The sequence below is a fragment of the Bradyrhizobium sp. USDA 3256 genome (genome assembly GCF_054058275.1).
The window spans coordinates 899,505-915,338 of sequence record NZ_JBSSAE010000002.1; the positions used below are offsets into that span (position 1 = coordinate 899,505).

At 59.9% G+C, this 15,834-nt stretch carries 9 protein-coding genes and 2 pseudogenes; 5 read left to right on the top strand and 6 right to left on the bottom strand.

The window, feature by feature from the left end:
- Positions 1-177: 177 nt before the first annotated feature.
- Both ACVWY5_RS05935 and ACVWY5_RS05940 read right to left on the bottom strand, forming a co-directional pair.
- Positions 178-963, bottom strand: coding sequence for a hypothetical protein (locus tag ACVWY5_RS05935; RefSeq protein WP_321177210.1), 786 nt, complete (start codon positions 961-963; stop codon positions 178-180).
- Between the two features lie 36 nt (positions 964-999).
- Complete coding sequence (locus ACVWY5_RS05940) at positions 1,000-5,064, bottom strand: helix-turn-helix transcriptional regulator (protein ID WP_028337972.1); 4,065 nt, start codon at positions 5,062-5,064, stop codon at positions 1,000-1,002.
- A 145-nt stretch (positions 5,065-5,209) separates the two neighbouring features.
- Here ACVWY5_RS05940 and ACVWY5_RS05945 point away from each other — a divergent pair, with 145 nt between their 5' ends.
- Positions 5,210-6,325: a Fic family protein gene (locus ACVWY5_RS05945; RefSeq protein ID WP_028337971.1), complete on the top strand. Its 1,116-nt coding sequence runs from the start codon at positions 5,210-5,212 to the stop codon at positions 6,323-6,325.
- Positions 6,326-6,586: 261 nt separating this feature from the next.
- Positions 6,587-7,433, top strand: a pseudogene (locus ACVWY5_RS05950) (IS3 family transposase); the annotation flags it as partial.
- Between the two features lie 139 nt (positions 7,434-7,572).
- Here the strand turns inward: ACVWY5_RS05950 and ACVWY5_RS05955 are convergent.
- A pseudogene (locus ACVWY5_RS05955) lies at positions 7,573-7,776 on the bottom strand (SOS response-associated peptidase family protein); the annotation flags it as partial.
- Between the two features lie 172 nt (positions 7,777-7,948).
- Between ACVWY5_RS05955 and ACVWY5_RS05960 the strand changes: the two are divergent.
- On the top strand, positions 7,949-8,335 hold the full coding sequence (locus ACVWY5_RS05960) for a hypothetical protein (RefSeq protein WP_028337846.1): 387 nt from the start codon (positions 7,949-7,951) through the stop codon (positions 8,333-8,335).
- Between the two features lie 593 nt (positions 8,336-8,928).
- Here the strand turns inward: ACVWY5_RS05960 and ACVWY5_RS05965 are convergent.
- The 3 genes from ACVWY5_RS05965 to ACVWY5_RS05975 are packed head-to-tail and all read right to left on the bottom strand — an operon-like array spanning position 8,929 to position 13,122.
- On the bottom strand, positions 8,929-10,680 hold the full coding sequence (locus tag ACVWY5_RS05965; protein WP_038378054.1) for an oleate hydratase: 1,752 nt from the start codon (positions 10,678-10,680) through the stop codon (positions 8,929-8,931).
- 37 nt (positions 10,681-10,717) lie between these two features.
- Positions 10,718-11,476 carry a glucose 1-dehydrogenase gene (locus tag ACVWY5_RS05970; protein ID WP_028337845.1) on the bottom strand — a complete coding sequence of 253 codons (759 nt, stop codon included), beginning with the start codon at positions 11,474-11,476 and terminating at the stop codon, positions 10,718-10,720.
- A gap of 26 nt (positions 11,477-11,502) precedes the next feature.
- Complete coding sequence (locus ACVWY5_RS05975) at positions 11,503-13,122, bottom strand: oleate hydratase (RefSeq protein ID WP_051376399.1); 1,620 nt, start codon at positions 13,120-13,122, stop codon at positions 11,503-11,505.
- 577 nt (positions 13,123-13,699) lie between these two features.
- On the opposite strand from ACVWY5_RS05975, the gene ACVWY5_RS05980 reads away from it, so the two are divergent.
- Positions 13,700-14,023 carry a hypothetical protein gene (locus tag ACVWY5_RS05980; protein WP_028337843.1) on the top strand — a complete coding sequence of 108 codons (324 nt, stop codon included), beginning with the start codon at positions 13,700-13,702 and terminating at the stop codon, positions 14,021-14,023.
- A gap of 314 nt (positions 14,024-14,337) precedes the next feature.
- On the top strand, positions 14,338-15,741 hold the full coding sequence (locus ACVWY5_RS05985) for a sensor domain-containing diguanylate cyclase (RefSeq protein WP_028337842.1): 1,404 nt from the start codon (positions 14,338-14,340) through the stop codon (positions 15,739-15,741).
- The last annotated feature ends 93 nt before the right edge of the window (positions 15,742-15,834 follow it).

The following is a 15,834-nucleotide window of genomic DNA, read 5'->3' on the forward strand; positions in this document are numbered from 1 at the left end:
ACCGCACCAGCACGGCGGGTGCCGCTTTGTGCATCCCGGCTCTTGCCCATGGGCAAACAGCCCGTGATGATACATAGGTATCTTAGGAAAAAAGAGCGGCTGCTGCGCGCGGGCTGCTGCGCGCGGGCCGCTCGCGCGGCCCGTGCTCGCATCCGCTGGTATTATGATACCCCGATGTCATTCGAACACCACGCCCGGTGCGATGTGGGCTTGCAGCAGTTTCAGATCGCCTGTGCTGGTGTCGTAAGCGTAGAACTGTCCAGTTGGCAGCTCGGTCGGCATCACTGACAGGCTATCGAGGTCATCGCCGAGATCGAGCAGCGCTCGCGCGGTGTGGCGTGCGCCTTGGCGCATCACGAGCCGCCAGTTGAGATTATTGAGCAGCGCGCTGTCGACGGAATCTGTCGTATGGCGCTGCGCGGCGATGACAATATGGATGCCGAGAGCGCGCGCCCGGCGGGCCAGGCTCACCAGGTTTGCGGCCAGGCGCTTGGCCCGGGCCTTCTCCTCCTTCTCGTTCGCCGTGTCGATCGCCGACTGCACTTCGGCGAACTCGTCGATAACCAGCGCGACGCGGCCGTGCATTGGCCAGTTCTGCAAATCATTTTCGCGCATATAGGTCTGCCGCTCGTCGGCCAGGCGCATCAGGCCCTCGACCGCGCGGGCATAGGCCACGACGAATGCCGTTGTGAGCATGTCGAGCTCCATGATGGCGTCCATGCTGGTGTCGAACTTGTACGCCGGCAGGCGCTTCTGCGCATGCTTCAATGCCACCAGGGACGTGAACGAGTTTGACATCCGAGAAAGCTGTAACAGCTCTTTCTCGACAACTACCAAAGCCGCGCTTCCCGTGTCGGCCATCGACTGGAAGTTGTTGCGCCACTTCTCGGGGAGGAGAGGGAGCGCCTCCTCTGGCAGCATGTAGTAGTCATTTTGGTCAGGCTCGGTAGCGACCTCCTGCACGTATGCTCATTCGATCCGTCGCGTCGGCACATATGTTCACCGCCAATCGAGGCGTTCGGCATCCTCGTCGTGAGCCTTCGCCTGATGATCATAGTTCTTGGCAAGGTTTTCGAGGATCCCTGAGGTGCGGGGCCAGTCAAAGGCCGTGGCCTCGGACCAATCGCGATATTGCTTCGCCAGCTGACGTTCCTGGTCACCGCCGGCACCGTACGCGCGCGAGGTCACGCCACGGCGGTTGGATTTCCCGATCATCACCCCGGTTTCCAGATCGCGGCTGCGGATCGCCTCGATCACCTCGCGGACCGAAACGGCGGGCCAGATGCCGTCTGCGTCAATCCTGGAGGCCGAGAGCAGCTCGCCGATCTTCTGATCGGCGACCAGACCGCGGCCCTTGGCGTGGGCGAGCTTGCGCGCCTCCTTGATCCATGCCTCGAGCTTGGCGCCGTCGATCGATCCATCGGCAGCCGTGCCCGGGATCACATCCCACAGCCGCAGCAGCCGGAACGCCTGGCTCGCGACATTGCGGGCCTGCTCCTCGTTCTCGACGGGCGGATCGGCCACGCCGCTATCCTGGCTGGGCCGAAAGATCGCCGTGATCAATTGGACAAAGAGATCAGGGTTGATCGCGAGCTCCGACATGATCGCCTTCGCCTTGCGCGGCGAGTGCTCGAACATCGGCAGGTATTGCCATTCGAGCTGCGCGAGCGTCTTGGTGGGCACGTCATCCGCCTCGTCCAGCCGCTTGAAGATCTCCTGGGCGTAATGCTGGAACATCGTCCGGTCGTTCATCTCCAGCTCACCCTCGACCGGCTGCCGCACAGCCTCAAACAACGCTCTCGTAAGCAGATCGGAGGCGAACGTCCGTCCGTCGTGCAGGTGATAGCCGATGAAGTGCACGGCCGCGTGAGTCCGGCCGGCCGCAATCAGCTTCTCGACCGCATAGGTGGGGTCGGTATCGTCCTCCTTGCTCCACAGGATATTGAGCCGTTTCCAATACGAGTCCTCGATGGCCTCGCCGGCCCGCCTGGTGAGGGCCCAAACCCAACCCGTTGCGGGCAGCGCCAGAAGGATTGTCAGGACCGCCTTGTCACCCCAGGCCTCCCGCAGCGCCTCATCGAACAAGCCTTCGGCCCACTCACGGCCGGCAGCGAAATACCAGGTCCAGACGAGTCCCCGCGCGAAGGTCTGATCTTTCTCGCGCTCGCTGCGGAGCGCGCGCACGAGAAGCTCTTTGCGGGTGTCCTCAGGAAGGCTGGATTCCGCGATCGACTGCCCGAGATAGCCGGGCTCACGGACGACATCGATCAAGTCGAACAGACTTTCGGTCCCGTGATCCTGCAGGAACTTTTCTGCGGCTGCCGCCCGCTCCGACTGAAGCAGCTGCCGGTCCTTCTGCCAGTCGCCGGTTGGGGCGGGCAGGAACACCGAGGTCTCGAACAGCCAGGCAATGCTTTCGATGGGGTCCAGCGGCGCAAGCGCGTCATAGATAATCTGAAGGTCCGCGATGTCTTCATCCGGCAGTCCCCAGTCAGCATTTGGGAAGCTGCGCTGATGGTGCAACACGCCCCTGAGGTTGGCGCGCAGCAGCTCCCGATCCTCCTTGATGAGGTTGCCATCGGCGACCTGCTTCAGCTGCGTGGCCGCCGTTTTACGCCTGTCGCCCAGATCGCTCCAACGTTCGAGTAATGTGACCCAGCGGGCGGCATTCGAGCCAACGTCGTCGAGGAGGCGGTCCAGAACAGCTTCGGCGCCTTTGCCGATCAGCTGATAGGTGACAACTTCTTTCTTGTCGGTGGAGAAATCGCGCCAGCGCGTGGACGCCACTGACGAAAAGGAATCGTGGCCGGTTGGCAGAATGCCCAACATCAGCCTCCACGCCGGATTTGGATAGCGCTTTCTGATGCGGTCCAGAACTTTCAGGCGCTGGCTGAAGGTGGCATTGGTCTGCGGGCTCCAGAGCAGGAACGTGGTGCGCAGGCTGGCGGCGGGCCGGTTCAGAGAGCGGCTACTGCCGCGATCCACTTGATCAAGCCGCGCCAGCACAAGTGAAACGTGGAGCAGGAGCTGCGGCGACCACGCGAGCGACTCCAGCGCCCACAGCAGGTCCGAGAGATGCTCGGCGCTGCCAAAGATCGGGCTTTCATCAGAACCGAACAGCGTCGAAATCGGCGGAACCTCGTTGTCGAGGCTATCCTCCACGGCCGAGAGGAATTCCTCGGGCGAGGCCTCGGCAAGCAGCTGGAAATCCCGCGACAGGGACCACCAGCGTTGTCCGTCCGCGCCCCGGAGCACCTTCCGTACGACGGTGTCTGGATATTGCGACGCATTCGGCACCATCGCCGCGCGATCACCGAACAGTGCCAGCAGGATGAGGGTTTCACCCAGGCCATGCCGCAGGTAGGCGGAATATTCCGGCTCGATGGCACGCATCGACGCGTACCAGCGGTCTTCCGGGCTCAGCGTGTACCGCGGATCGGCCACACTCAATACATCGATAACCGCGGCGCGATAGCGCTCAATATCCGCAACCGTGAAATGGGCTGCTAGCAGCAGCCACGCGTCGCGGGGCGAAGTCACCTTCCAGGCGGTGCCGACCTTGCGAAGCGGGCTGTCAAATTCCCCGACATACGGCGTGATGCTGGCGATGAAGGCCTCATAGGGCATCTCCGACAGGCGCGACATGATGACCTTGTCGGCTTCCCGGCCTTCGTCCCACATACCGGCCAGCAGCGCGGCGAGTAACGGCCGGGAGACCGTGCCCTGAGCCCATTGCGGCACCCGGCTGGCGACGCCCGGCATCAGTCGACGCAGGATCGCCAAGCTGCGAGCGGAGTCGCGCGCAAAGGTCTTCGCCTTATCTTCGGGCACGCCGCTGTCGATCAGGGCCGCTTCGATACCGTCGCGTGAAGGCCGACTCAGCTTCCTCACGGTGCCCTGGGACCCAGGGCTCTGCCCAAACGCGGCCAGGACGTGGTGGCCCTTCGCTGCGATGGCCTCTGCGACGCCTGCCTCGGGTTCGAGGATCACGATGATCAAAGGCGTGCGGCTGCTGGCGAGATGTCGGGCTGCGTCAGAATTCGAGGCGACGACGCAACGCGCGAAATAGTGCTCCGCGATGTCGGAAGGAAGCTGATTGATCGTGGCGTAGGCGAACGCTGCCACTTCCTCGGAGCTTTCGCCCTGGAAGGCGATCGCCGAATGCTGACCGCGCAGCCAGCGGAGCAGGGCCGCACTGTCTTCATCCCGGTCGCTGAGAACGAGGTCGGGAGGCAGCGGCCACTGCGTGGCGAGCGACCACTCCGACCACACTTCTTCCAGTTGGCGCACGCTAGGTGGACGCTTGCCGAGGGCGGTCGCCAGCCATTGCCCGACCGCCGGGTATTGCTCGATCCAGTGCACCAGGTCGGTGCCGTCATAAGCCCTGACGTCTTTCCAAGCGCCTTCGGCGCGTTTTTGCTGAGCCCATTCGTCCTTTTTCGGCCAGGGGCGCGGTGTGACGAAAACGAAGGTCGCTTCGCTCTGCGCAAGGCCGAACGGTTCCTCGATTCGCTTCGAGTAATCCTCGTTGGCCTTGCCGGCGATTCCCTCGCGCTGCGTGCCGATCTCCCACCCCGTGGCCCCGGCGGGCACATATTCGGATGCGGTGATGGCTTGGGTGGTGCCGTCCCAGCCTGCAAACTGGACGGCTTCATCGGAAGGGAAATGCGGCGAGGCGCCGCCGCTCGCGCGCACCAGTTTGGCGATCAGCGTCGGCATTGAAGCCTGGCCGTCGCGGCGCTCCGCCCATTGAGCCAGGTCGGTGCCGTTCACATATCGGATTGGCGCGCCGGACTTGGTCAGCTCGGCAAGCATCGGCAGCGCCGGTCCCAGGACGGCGCCCCCGGCCGGAAATGTGATCCCGGCACGTTCCAGAGCCGCGCGCATGGCCTCCGCGTTCTGCGGAACCGGTGTGCGGCGACTCCGTTCGAAGTCGGCCACGGTGGAGGTTGCGACGTTGGCATTGGTCGCAAGGTCCTGCTGCGACCACGCCAGGAGGGCCCTCGCGGCGCGGGCCTGCGCGGGGGTGAGGTCGCGGTTCGGGGCGGAACTCGGCTTTTTCATGTCATATTATTTATATGACGTCCTATTTCCGCCCGCAAGGCTTTGACCATGAAGAGAAAAATGCCCTTAATCCAATCATGAAGTGATTGGAATGGCTTGAAGATGAAGAGATTAGCCCCATACTCCAGTGAAGAGGTGCAGGGCTATGGTTTATATTCACGAAAGGCCGGAGTGGCCGGACTTCGAGTGGAACTCCGAAGAGCTCTCTGAAACCCTCGTCCAGGTCCGCCATCAGCAGGGGCGGCTACTCGGCCGGATGGAAAGCCTGGGCTTCCAGCTGCAGGCGGAAGCTTCGCTCCAGACCCTGACCGAGGAGGTCGTTAAATCCAGTGAGATCGAAGGTGAAATCCTGGACCGCGACCAAGTGCGCTCATCGATCGCCCAGCGGCTCGGAATGGACATTGGGGCCCTTACGCCCGCTGAGCGGCATGTCGAAGGCGTGGTCGAGCTCATGCTCGACGCCACCCAGAACTACGATCAGGCGCTGACCGCGGACCGCTTGTTCGGCTGGCATGCGGCGCTATTCCCGACAGGGCGCAGCGGCATGCGCAAGATCACCATCGGCGATTGGCGTGCCGACGAAACTGGCCCCATGCAGGTGGTGTCGGGGGCCGTTGGCGGCGAAAAAGTTCACTTCGAAGCGCCAGCCGCCAAGCGGCTGCCGGGTGAGATGAAGGCGTTTCTGGGCTGGTTCAACGCAGAGCGTGAGAATGACCCTGTCATCAAGGCTGCGCTGGCGCATCTGTGGTTCGTGACCATCCATCCGTTCGAAGATGGCAACGGTCGCATCGCGCGCGCGATTGCCGACCTCGCGCTCGCACGGTCCGAGCACAGCCCGCAGCGTTTTTACAGCATGTCGGCGCAAATCCGGAAGGAGCGTAATGCCTACTACGATATTCTGGAGCGCACCCAGCGCGGCGCGCTTGACATCACCAGGTGGCTCGACTGGTTCCTTGGTTGCCTCGGCCGCGCCTTCGATGGCACCGAGACCATCATCGGAAATGTGCGGCAAAAGGCGGAGTTCTGGGAAAAACACGGCGCGAGTGGACTAAATGAACGGCAAACGCTGATGCTCAACCGTCTGCTGGATGGCTTCGAGGGTAAGCTCACCTCGTCTAAGTGGGAGAAAATTGCAAAAGTCTCGCAGCCGACTGCTACGCGCGACATCAATGATTTGATCAAACGCGGCATTTTGCAGAAGGACGAGGCTGGTGGCCGCAGCACCAGCTACTCTCTTACGAAGGTCGGAACTGAAAGCTGAACGACTAGCTCTTCAAAACCGCGAATACGCTCGCACGTCGATCATCGGCACAGTCGCCATTGTCTGAAGTCTCGCGATAGCTCCAACAGGAACGCGGTTGCCGCGCGCTTGTCGGCCTCGATCACGACACCGGCGTCCTGCTTCATGAAGGTGCCGTGTGCCGCCACACACCCCAAATCCAGAGGCGCCACGGCCTGTGACCTTGCCCCGCGGGCTTAATCCAGTTTGAAGTTCGTTCTGGCCCACGACAAGAACCAGAGCATGAAGCGCAGCCGCTTTTCGGAAGAGCAGATCATCGGGATTTTGAAGGAGCACGAGGCCGGCGTGTCGGTCGCCGATCTGTGCCGCAAGCATGGCGTCAGCGACGCCAGCATCTACAAATGGAAGGCCAAGTTCGGCGGGCTGGAGGTCTCGGAGGCCAAGCGGCTGAAGACGCTGGAGGATGAGAACACGCGGCTGAAACGGTTGCTGGCCGACGCCATGCTGGACAACGCAGCCTTGAAGGACCTCGTGGGAAAGAAATGGTAACGCCCGCGGCCAAGCGGAAAGCTGTCGCCCATCTACGGGACTCTTTCGGGATGAGCGAACGGCAGGCGTGTAAAGCCATCGGCTGTTGCCGAATGACCATGAGATACCAAGGTCAGACAATGTCGGCCTTCGCCAACGCATGCGAACGATCGCCCGAGAGCGGCGTCGCTTCGGCTATCGACGCCTGCATGTTCTGCTCAAGCGGGAGGGCTATGTGATTAACCACAAGAAGCTGTTCCGGCTCTACCGGGAAGAGAAGCTTGCGGTGCGTCGCCGTGGCGGCCGCAAGCGGGCAATCGGGACCCGGGCACCGATGATGGTGCCGATGGCCCCCAACGATCGCTGGTCGCTCGACTTCGTGTCCGATCAGCTCACGGACGGCCGCCGCTTCCGCATCCTGACCGTGGTCGACGACTGCACTCGCGAGTGTCTGGCGCTGGTGGCCGATACCTCGCTCTCGGGCACCCGGGTGGCGCGGGAATTGGACCGGCTGACGAACGAGCGCGGCAAGCCCAGGATGGTGGTCAGCGACGATGGCACCGAGCTCACCAGCAACGCCATCCTGACGTGGGCCGACCAGAGAGCCGCGTCGCAGAGCGAACTCAGAACTGGATAAATCTCGGGGCAAGGTCAAGGTGTCAAGGTCCAGCCACTTCTCCGGATCGATCACCGCGACCGGCATGCGGTCATGGTACGGCGAGACCGATTCATTGGGCTCGTCAGTAAGGATGGCAAACGACGGAACTTCGTTCGCCTTTGACTTCGGACCAATCCCAATTCCGACGAGCATGAGCGGCTTGCATGAGCGGCTTGCCGTCCTGGCGTGCGAACAAACATGGCTGTTTTTCGCCGTCTTCTTCCCGCCATTCATAAATGTATTCGGCGGGAATGATGCAGTGCCGGTTCGCGAGCATCGACTTGAACGATCCGCGCTTGCATGCTCACGTTGTATGTCGTCGTGATGTCAGTCCTTATCGAATCCACCAAAAGAGGTAGGTATCAGACGTTGGAGACCGTGTTACCCTCTGAAAGTTGATGGGAGCTGATCCGCGAAACCAATCACAACTTTACAGTCCTTCAGAGAGGAGACTTCCAATGGCGTCGAGTATAGCCGAAGACGAGAAACGCCGTACACAACAAGGGCCGCAAGTGGCCCAGGCATCGGCCGCCGGGTTAGGCGGCGCCGCCGAGCACACTAAAGAGTCGACCGCAGCCGCGCGCGGTTCATTTGTGTTTCCAGAATGGCAGAAGTCGATCGAAGCAACGACAAGCTTCTTCGCGGCGGCTTTGAAGGACGGATTGAGATTTTCTGCTTCCTCCTTGCACGATCAGGCCAATTTTCTAAAAGTCGTTGCCGAGGTCAAAACTCCCTCCGAGTTGCTGAAAAGCTATCTCGACTTGGCAGAGCGATCTTGGTCGAGATCGTTCAGTGAAGGCTCGAAGTTGTTGGATAATCTCAAGGTACAACAACATCAGCGGTGAGCAGTCGGATCGATTGATATAAACGGCGAGCTTGGGGCGGTCGTCTGATACTCCCCCAAGATCGTCCGATTGCCAAGTATGATGGCAATGCGCCTTCGGTAGAAGCAAAGCATTTTCGAGCGACCAGCGCCGCCGTTTGCTGAAAACGGACGCAGGTGTAAGGGCAGCAAGACTGGCTAAGCATTAGTGCCGGCAATTTGCATAAGGCCACGATCGGAGCAGCGAACCGCATCGCTTATGTACCGGTCCGCGCCACGGCTGCAGGCGCATAAGAATGCGGGAATCCGCGAGCTAAAGACCGCTGGCGGCGTTGTTCGATGGCATGAGCGCTCCGATTTCCGTGCTGGCCAGCCGTCAGTAATATGCTGAGGCGTTGTGGTGATCTTGCGAATGATCGACGTTGCCTATATTTGTAGTCTGCAGCAGTGATGGTCGCCGCTATTTGTCCGCAAGTTCGCTCATGATGCAAGCGCTGGGCTCGACGCTTGGCGAGGCGGCGCTTGCCCTCCGGGGCAGAGCGCAGGGACAGCGCGAAGGATCTTTTCGACGACCGACGATCAGCGCAAGATGGCCACCCGGCAATCAGATGATATTCATTGAGCAGTGTTTCCGAAGTCTGTACCGCCGATATTCTTCAGCATCAGCTTGCGCAAGAACGCTGGTTCTAGTTCGGGAACTTGGACTTCCTTGCCATCGCGCAGCCTGCGGATCCCCGCGAACAGCTTGCGGATATCATAGGTAGAATTGAACACCTCCGGCACGCAACGTTCGAGTTTGAGGAGCGCGTACACGGCCTCCATCGCCGTGCGAACTGAGTATTCCGTCGTGAAGACGCAATCGCGCTCCGTCGACTCAGCAAACTGGCCGATGAAGGCAAAATTGACGGCGCCGTTCGGCACAACATTTGGCCGATCGCCCGCCTTGCGCGGCATGAAGAGAGAGGTGACATAGGGCATCATCACCGGCACTGTCTTTGCGGCCGTTGCAGCAAATCCCGGTATGTCGTCGGCCGGCACGCCGAGGTGATAAAGCCATTCCTGCGTGATTTCCTCGCCTGTGCAATGTTGCATTGGCTTGTTCACGTAATCGCCGAGCGTATCAACAAAAAGCGAATAGAGCCAGACGACGATCTGATCGCTGGGCTGGTGCTTGAAATGCGGCTGGCGGTTTACGGTCCAACTGAGCAGCCAGCTCGAGTCCTTCGCCGTGACTATTCCTCCCGTGACGACCTTGCCGCTGAACGGCTCACGTTTAGCGATCTTGCGGATATAGGCGGGAATGCGCGCGTCCAGAGTCGTGATGGTCGCCGATTCCCATTTGGTGGCAGGGATATTGCCGGCGAAGACGTCCGGGCGGCCGAAGGCTGTGTCCTTGGCAGCGATACGTCGCCACAGATCCCAAGCAGGCGCCGGGCCTTGGTCGAGAATAGAGGAGGTGTGATGGTCTCCCATGTCCGAGTTTTCGGTGAGCGAGCCGATCGTCATGAATACAAGATCGTCGGCGCCGAGCCCGATACCGCCCGCGACGCCATCCTCCAACCAGTGAATGGCCGTGGCCTGCTTGCGTCCGGCCTTGATATCGAAATCGACACAGGTGACTTCGACGCCGTAGCGGAAGTCAACGTCCTGCTCCAACAGCCATTTGCACAGCGGTAGAACCAGCGATTCATACTGATTGTACCTGGTAAACTTCAGCGCGCTGAAATCCGGCAGGCCGCCAATATGGTGAACAAACCGATGCAGATAAAGCTTCATCTCGAGAGCAGAATGCCATTCCTGAAAAGCGAACATCGTTCGCCAATAAAGCCAAAAATTGCCGTTCAGAAAGTCACTTCCGAACACTTCGTCGATGCGCTTGTTTTCCATCTCCTCACGGGAGGCAAGAAAGACTGCAATCAACTCCTTGAGCGCCCTTTCGCTCAGCCTGAAAAGCCCGTCCGTGCGCGCATCCTGTCCCTGGTTCACAGTCGCCCGCTGCAAAGAGTAGTTTGGATCATCCTTGTTCAACCAGTAGAATTCATCGAGGACGCTGGCACCTTCGATTTCGAGCGAAGGGATCGATCGGTACAAATCCCATAGACACTCGAAATGATCCTCCATTTCGCGGCCGCCCCGGATCACGAATCCCCTTTCCAGGTCTTGGCCACCGTCGAGCGCCCCACCCGGTATTTTCAGCCGTTCGAAGATGGTGATCCGATCGCCGCGCATATGGCCATCGCGGATCAAGAAGGCTGCGCCAGAGAGCGCTGCCAGGCCTGCTCCGACGAACCACGCCGTCTTATTGTCCACACCTTCGGGTTTTCGGGGGCGGGCAAATGCTTCGTAATTTCCGCTACCATGATGCATGGAACACTCCGTCCGGGTGGGTGATCAGTTGGACTCATCAAAAGATGTTCTCGGGTGCCGGGTATTTGCGCGGGACGCCGACCGTCAGGCCGCCATCGATTACGATCTCGGAACCAGTGAGGTAGCTGGACTCATCGCTGAGTAGGAACAAGACTGCCTGCGACACTTCCTGCGGCTCGGCTGGCCGGCCCAGCGGAATGGGGAAAAGAGAGGACTCGAAGCTCTCGGTCATCGAGGTGGCGATGAAGCCGGGATGGATCGAGTTGACGCGGATCCCCGAGGCCGCAGCTTCCAGCGCAGCGGACTTGGTTATGCCCCGCACGCCGAATTTGGAAGCGACATAGGCATGGAGACCGGCACTGCCTCGCAGCCCCTCGACCGACGAGATGTTGACAATCGAACCTCCGCCGGCGCGCCTGATGGCCGGCAAGGCCGCCTTCATTCCGAGGAATACACCGGTCAGATTGACGGCGAGGGTCTTGTTCCATTGATCCAGCGAAAATTGCTCGAGGGGAGCCATGTTGGCGATCCCCGCATTGTTGACCAGCCCGTGCAGCGCACCGAACTGCCGTTCGGCACTCGCGACCGCCTCGGCCCACTCCTCCGGCTGGGTAACGTCCTGACAGACATAGACGGCGGATCCGCCTAGTTGAGCGGCAAGAGCTTCGCCTTCCGTATGCCGAATATCAGTGATTACTACCTTGGCCCCCTCAGCCACCAACAGGCGCGCATGAGCCGCGCCCATCCCGCGAGCCCCGCCCGTCACCAGAATGACTTTGTTGTTCACACGCCTCATGACGGATCCTTGCTTCCTGCCGTTGATCAGTGGCGGTGCAGCGTCTTCCAGGCATCGAAGAGGACGCTGGGATCATGCTGGCCTTTGTAGAACGGTGAGACCGGACGCTGGACGTCGAGTAGGCCGAAGACAGCGATCTGCGCCGCCCGCACGGAATATTCGACGGTAAAGACTACGTCGTCGGGGATCTCGCAGAATTGTCCGATGAAGGCGAGATTGCGCGAGCCGTTCGGAATGACTTCCGGTCGGTCGGACCTCACGCGCGGCATGAACTGGGCCGTAACGTAAGGCATCAGCGAGGTCATGACGCGCGAAGTATCGAGAATGTGCGCAATACTGTCTGTGAATCGCAGGTGCGAAAGCAACTCGATGAGGATTTCACGCCCCGTGCACTCCGCCATAGGTTTATGCACGTATTGGCCCGGCCTGTCCGGGAAAAGTCCGTATCCCCACCAGACCCAGACATTCTTCGGCTGTTCGTAATAGTGCGGTTGATGATTAAGGACGACGGTCAGGAGCCAATTGGAGTCTTTGATCGTTATCAGCCCGCCCTTGCCGGCTCGACTACCGGAGAGGGCTTCAAGCCGGTCGAAGAAGCTCGCGTCGTCTGCAGTGACGGTAAATGATTCCCATTTGGACTGATCGATGTTGGAAACGAAAGCAGCGGGGCGACCGAAGTCGGGGCTTTTGGCGGCCAAGCGCTCCCATAGTTGCCAGGAGCCTCCGATTCGCTGCGTTTTCAGCACCGGAACCGTGTCCATAGAGCCGTAGCTGCTGTCGGATGTCATTGACCCATTGGTGACGAACACAATATCCCGTTCGGCGAGCTCAATGGTGCGATCCTCGCCGCCCTTCCGATAGTGCAAATGGGTCGCGGTCTTCTGCCCGCCCTCGACAACAACATCAATATCGGTCACTTCCGCCCTCATCTCGAGCCGCACGCCTCGCGCCTTCAACCATGCGACGATCGGGCGGACTACCGCATCGAACTGGTTGAACTGCGTTCGGTAGATTCCTGCCATCGTATCGATCGTCGAGAACAGATGCAGGAAGCGTAAACAGTAGCGCTTGAACTCGACGGCACTATGCCAAGGCGCAAAAGCAAAGGTCGTGGACCAGATGAGCCAGAAGTTGCTACGGAAGAAATGGGGTTTGAACCAGTCCTGGATTGTCCTGACGCCGAGCGCCGATTCTGGCGTCGCACAAAGAGCGATCAGGTCGAGGCGATCTCTCTCGCTGAAACCGAGATCGGAGACGTCGACGATCTGCCCGCCTGAAACCAAGCGCGCCTTGTCGTTCCAGAAGAACTCCTGATGAAACTCCATCAGTTCGTCCTTGGCCGATTTCGTCGGGTCAGCGATCGAGGGAATGAAGGACAACAAGTCGTAGGTGCAGTTGAACTTCTCCTCGAACATACGCCCGCCACGCATGACATATCCATCCTTCGGATTGCCGTGTGCGTCGAGGCTTCCACCGAACTGCTCCATTTGTTCGAAAAGGACGATATTCGGGCCCGATAGCCCGCCCTCCTTGAGGAGGTAGGCCGCTGCGGCCAACGCGCCGATGCCGGTTCCGATCAAGTAGGCGTTGCGAGGAGCCGCCTGCTTCGGTGACTCCAGGCGGGAAAAGAAGGAAGCAGAGCACATAACGTTCTCCGGCATGTAACGGTTCGAATACCGTCAGTGCAATCGGCGCGCCGATAACGGTGCGTGCAAAGAAGTTCGTGAAGCACAGCTCCGGGACAAATCACTGCAAAGATCATAATAAGCAGCAACTACGCCGCGTTGATCGGGACCAATCAAAGTCATGCCAGCAGATTTTCGCGGCTCGCAAAGGACCGATTGGGGTCCTTGCTTGAATAAGGAATGGAAGCATCGTCATGTCGGGTTTCTGACTTCGCCGTCTTCAACCAGACAGGGGCGGCAAAACGGAAATTCATTACTACCGGTGGCGCCTGTGCCGACCAATAAACATTCCAGCGCGACCAGTTTGGCTAGTGCCGAGTAAGCGGATTGTTGCCTATTCCTGCAACACTGCGCCATTAGGCGCGCTTACACCGAAGCGGCACCGCATTTTCAATGTGCTGAAAGCTATCTGACAGGTTCCGAATATTGGCCGCCTACAAGATCTGGCAGGGGCCTAGCTCAACCGGCTTATGTATATAGCGGAATCTCTGTCCCGCATTTCGGCGCGGGGACGCCCAGCAGGTAACGGAGGTCACAGGTGGCGTACAAGAAACTCATCAATCAAAGCGGGCTGACACTTACGGTGTTGCTCGTCACGCGCGTTGGCTCAGAGCCGAACCAGCCCGGACCGATCGTCGCAGCGGCGCTACCGGTGGGTGGCAAGCAGACGATTGAGTACGGTAATGCGCAGAATCCTTTCCTTAACGGGCTCGTGATTTCCTCATCCTCCGATGGCGCCTTTTCGAACGGGTCGCAGATCGTGACGACTCGGGGCAGCAGCTGGGATACCGTACTGAACACGCACGATACCCTTACCTTCAGCGGAGCGGGCGGACTGAACGTGGTGGCCTCTAACACATAACGCGCCACCGGCGTGGGAACCCCGCGGCTGCGGAACTCGGCCCTGCTGGATGGCAAGCCGATCCTGGCGGCGTCGCCGTGCTGCTTGAGTGAGTGCAGCAGATGGACGGAAGGTGAAGCTCATGACCTCCGCGCCCGTCAGCAGTGATTATCGTGCTAGGCTGTTAGATGGCCTTCGGCGGAGACGAACCATGATGCCTTCATCTTGGTTGTACAGCAGGACTCTTTGGACAGCAGGACTCTAAGGTCTCTGAAGAAAAGCCCAGGAGTCAGGAAAAGACTGCGCGGAATCATCGTGGAATGACGGTATAGCATATGAGTACCAATCTTACGGTGCATGAGCGGCCCAACGCGCTGCGGCTGGTCACAGAGGCCTATACGATCCTTCTCATCACCGGCTTCGCGCTGCTGCCCACTCAGTTCATCGCCTACCTATATTTCCAGCAAGATCCCGCGCTGAAGTTTGAAGATCACCTGTTCCACGAATTCGCGATCGTCGTCGCCACCCTCGAGGGGCTGTTCGTCACATATGTGACGTGGCGTTGCTACCGGTCTTCAGGCGAGCCCCTGTTGCGCTGGTTGACGCTTGGCTTTCTGGCGTTCGCGCTGATCTATTCGCTGCACGGTGCCTTCACTGGGATGGCACACCGCAATATTTGGCTGTTTCTGCTCTATGGGCCGGCGTCGCGTCTGGTGATGTCGATTTTGCTCTTCATCGGGCTGCTCAGCTACAATCAGCCGTCAGACGAGCCCGAGAAGCGTTCGGACGCGCGCGCATGGCTGATGTGGATTGGCCTATTCCTGACGGTGGACATAGCTGTCGCACTGGTCGCCTATTCTCACTATGCTGGGCACCCGGCGGTCCGCTTGTCCATGGAGGGCGGCGCATTGCTATTCAGTGCGCTGAACGTCTCGGTCATGCTCATGCGACGGATTCACTCGCCGCTCATGCTTGTTTTCGGCGTTTCCGTCGCGTGGTTCGCGCTATCGTCGCTCGCATTCATTCTGGCGGCGCCATGGAACCATATGTGGTGGCTGGCCCACGCGATCTTTGCCGGCGGGTTCTTTCTGCTCAGCTATGGCGTTGTTCAGGCTTTCCGAACAACGCAATCGTTCGCGACCATCTATAGCCAGGAAGAAATGACGGCACGCCTGGCCAGATCGATGGCAGACACTAAAAAGGCGCTTCAACAAGTGCAAATGAGCAATCAAAGGCTAGAACGGCTCGCCGCCACCGATCCACTGACTGGTGCCGGGAACCGGCGCCACTTCATCGAGCATATCGGCGCCGAGATCGCGCGGACCAAGCGGACCGGTGCTCCATTGTCTCTGCTGTCGCTCGATCTCGATCATTTCAAGGATATCAATGACTCACGCGGTCACAGCGTCGGCGATGAGGTCCTGCGCGTATTCGTGCGAAAATGTCTGGAGGCGATCCGGCCTTACGACTCTGTCGCGCGCGTGGGCGGTGAAGAATTCATGGTATTGCTGCCGGGGGCGACGCTCGACGCGGCTTGCGCGGTAGCCGAGCGCCTTCGGTCAGCCATCGAACGCACTGCATTCGACGTCGGAGCCGAACCGTCGGTTGGCGTCACCATCAGTGTTGGAGTATCGGAATTCGGGCGCGATGGAGACACGCTCGACGGGTTCCTGAACGTCGCCGACCAGCGGCTCTATCGCGCAAAGTTTGAAGGTCGCAACCGTGTGGTTGTCGCCTAGGTTATCGTTCGTCGCGCACTTCGACTCAAGCGCGCGCCGGCGCGACGTCGGTTCTCACTGTCGTAAGTCAGAGCCACAATACTACTAACAGTT

Bases quoted from the DNA above. Each gene is read 5' to 3' on its own strand.
- ACVWY5_RS05960 (WP_028337846.1), top strand. From the start codon at position 7,949: ATGGCGTCGAGTATAGCCGAAGACGAGAAACGCCGTACACAACAAGGG.
- ACVWY5_RS05945 (WP_028337971.1), top strand. From the start codon at position 5,210: ATGGTTTATATTCACGAAAGGCCGGAGTGGCCGGACTTCGAGTGGAAC.
- ACVWY5_RS05985 (WP_028337842.1), top strand. From the start codon at position 14,338: ATGAGTACCAATCTTACGGTGCATGAGCGGCCCAACGCGCTGCGGCTG.
- ACVWY5_RS05965 (WP_038378054.1), bottom strand. From the start codon at position 10,680: ATGCATCATGGTAGCGGAAATTACGAAGCATTTGCCCGCCCCCGAAAA.
- ACVWY5_RS05940 (WP_028337972.1), bottom strand. From the start codon at position 5,064: ATGAAAAAGCCGAGTTCCGCCCCGAACCGCGACCTCACCCCCGCGCAG.
- ACVWY5_RS05975 (WP_051376399.1), bottom strand. From the start codon at position 13,122: ATGTGCTCTGCTTCCTTCTTTTCCCGCCTGGAGTCACCGAAGCAGGCG.
- ACVWY5_RS05970 (WP_028337845.1), bottom strand. From the start codon at position 11,476: ATGAGGCGTGTGAACAACAAAGTCATTCTGGTGACGGGCGGGGCTCGC.